The organism is Candidatus Effluviviaceae Genus V sp. (assembly GCA_014728125.1).
Lineage (GTDB): Bacteria > Joyebacterota > Joyebacteria > Joyebacterales > Joyebacteraceae > WJMD01.
Genome location: WJMD01000046.1, coordinates 1 through 2,761, shown reverse-complemented (window position 1 = coordinate 2,761; position 2,761 = coordinate 1). Strand labels below are relative to the sequence as shown.

Annotated in this window: 3 protein-coding genes; all 3 read left to right on the top strand. The window is 69.0% G+C overall.

Annotated elements, in window-relative coordinates:
• Nucleotides 1-14: 14 nt before the first annotated feature.
• Entirely contained in the window at nucleotides 15-398 is a 384-nt protein-coding gene (locus tag GF405_02440) for a hypothetical protein (GenBank protein ID MBD3367018.1), read from the top strand.
• A 385-nt stretch (nucleotides 399-783) separates the two neighbouring features.
• Nucleotides 784-2,097, top strand: coding sequence for a hypothetical protein (locus GF405_02435; GenBank protein ID MBD3367017.1), 1,314 nt, complete (start codon nucleotides 784-786; stop codon nucleotides 2,095-2,097).
• Nucleotides 2,098-2,189: 92 nt separating this feature from the next.
• Nucleotides 2,190-2,761 (top strand): phosphoribosylamine--glycine ligase (locus tag GF405_02430; protein ID MBD3367016.1); only part of this gene is annotated, 572 nt, incomplete at its 3' end.

Sequence of the window (2,761 nt, the reverse complement as noted above, 5' to 3'; positions counted from 1 at the left end):
GTCTCAGGGAGCGCATGCGGAACTCCGGCGTCGCGGCGACGCCGCGCCGGCGCTGGGTGCCCGGGCTCGCGACGGCGCCCGTCGCGGCGGCCTGTTTCGTGGTCGGCCTCTGGGTCGGCTTCAGCCCCGGAACAGGTGCACCGGAGCAGGACGTGGGGCACTCCGGTCGCGACCGCGTTGCCGTCTCGGCCGGTCCCGTCATCTCGCCGAGGAGCAAGCTCCTCGTTCAGACGGGCGCCATCCCGGACGGAGCGGGTGAGACGGCTGCCTTCGCGCCGGACACCCTCGCCCCGGACAGCTTCGGGCCGCTCGGCGAGGACCCGCAGGTGATGTTGACGACATCCCGCCCCCAGGGCGGAAAGGAACGGCTGCTCGGCGACGGGCTTCTGACCGAGTAGCGACGAGAACGGACACGACCTACAGGCACGGCTGACGCTTGCAGAGGACACGAGTGACCGGCGCGCGCTCCCCCGCGCGACCGGCCGGAGGCCGCCCCCATCGAGGGGGCGGCCTTCGCACGTTCGGTCCCGCCGCGGGTCGGCCGGGCGCTTTCCGGGTCGGCCGGGCGCTTTCCGGGTCGGCCGGGCGCTCCCCCGGATCGGCCGGACCCCGTTCGGGTTCCGGCATCCTGTCCTTCGCGCGGCAGGCCGCCCCCTCCGCTTTTCGCTTGCCGAGTTGGACCAGTCGTGCTACTTCTGTCGCGACGTTTCTCGCCCGCGCCCCGCGGGCCCCCTAGCAGACGGCCGGGTCGATCCCTCCGCCCGGTGTCGGAAGGAGGCCACAATGCCTCGCGTTGCGATCACGGTTCTCACACTGCTCTTCCTGGTGGTCGGCACGGCCGCCGCCGGGCCTGCGACCGTCAGGCGGGCAGACGCCCCGACGGCCGTCTCCGGAACGCTCGACGAACTCCTGCCATATGCCGGACGTCCGCCCGTACTGGGCAAGAAGGTCCTGCCGTACGAGTGCCTCGACGGAGAGGCTCTGATGCGACAGAGACAGTCGCTGACCGGCTGCTCCGCGCCTCCCGGATGGGAGCCGCGTCCCGCCGGCATCGGGTCGCGCGACTGCGAGCTCGTGTGCTCGCCCTGTGCGTTCGCCGAGAACGAGGAGAACTGCTACGACGGCTACGTCGACAACTGGAACGGCGGGTGCAACTCGACGCCGGCCGTCTTCGACACGCTGTTCCCGTACTTCGGTGAGATCGTCGTCTGCGGCACCAGCGGTACGTACGAGCCCGGACCGCGCAACGGCGGACGGCCCAGCCGCGACCGCGACACGGACTGGTACTCCATCATCCTCAGCGAGCCCAGGAACATCTCGTTCTGCTGCATCGCCGAGTTCCCCCTGATGATCCACGTCGTCGACGGTTCCGCAGGATGCGGCAGTCCGGTCATACTCGAGACGGCAACGGCCGACTCCTGTGAGGAGGCCTGCATCGACATCCTCATCGGTCCTGGGGAGTACTGGCTCTGGGTCGGGTCATCGGTCTTCAGCGGCGTCCCGTGCGACTCCGACTACATCATGACGGTGAACGGGTACTACCAGAGCTCCTGCGACCTCCCGTGTCCCGATGGGGGCATCCTCGAGGAGGAGCCGCCCTGCGAGCCGGACTACGACGACCACACGAACGGCGGCTGCAACAGCGATCCGTACGTGTTTCATCACCTCGACCCGCTGGACGACACGATCCACGTGTGCGGCGAGTCGGGCGTCCACCCGTACCAGGACGTCTGCTACCGGGACACCGACTGGTACGAGATCGTGCTCGACGAGCCGAGGGAGATCGAGTTCTGCGTCGAGCCGTCGTTCGAGGCGCTCTATGGCGTCATCAGCGGGGACTGCGACGGGATGTACACCTTCATCGATTCCGATGTCATCCAGGGATGCGGTTCAGGGTGCTCGCAGTACGCGCTCGACCCGGGAACCTACTGGCTGTTCGTTGCGCCCGCCTCCTGGTATCCGGTCGACTGCGGAAGCGAGTACTGGTTGAGCGTCGACGGTTACACGACCCTCGTGGAGGACGTGAGCTGGGGATCGATCAAGTCGCTCTACCGTTCACCACCGACCGACCCGGTCGGCGGCGGTTCCGGAAACTAGACGGTCGGGGCCGGCACGAGAGGTCGGCGCCGCTTCGGAAGAGAATCGAGTCGTGAGGGGCCGCCTTCGGTGAACGGGGGCGGCCCCTGAGCATGGGAGGACCGATGAAGGCACTCGTGGTAGGCGGCGGAGGCCGTGAACACGCGCTGGCGTGGAAGCTGGCCCAGAGCGACTCTGTTGATGAGCTGCTCGTGGCGCCCGGGAATGCCGGAACCGCCGGCATCGCGCGCAATGTCCCGGTCGCGGCGAACGACATCGACGGACTCGTCAAGCTCGCTTCAGAGGAGGGCGTCGATCTGACCGTCGTCGGTCCGGAGCTTCCACTGACCATGGGCCTTGCCGACCGTCTCACCGCCGAGGGGCTTGCCGTCTTCGGTCCGAAGGCGGCCGGGGCGCGCATCGAGGGAAGCAAGTGGTTCGCGAAGGAGCTCATGCTCGCGGCCGGCGTGCCGACGGGCGCCGCTTGGCTGACGTCGTCGCCCGACGAGGCGATGTCGCGCGCCGACGATCTGGGATACCCGGTCGTCATCAAGGCCGACGGCCTGGCCGCGGGGAAGGGCGTCGCCGTGGCCGGGAACTGCGAGGAGGCGAAGGCGGCCGTCGACGCGGCGCTTCTCGAGTCGCGTTTCGGCGAGGCCGGTCACGAGGTGCTCATCGAGGAGTT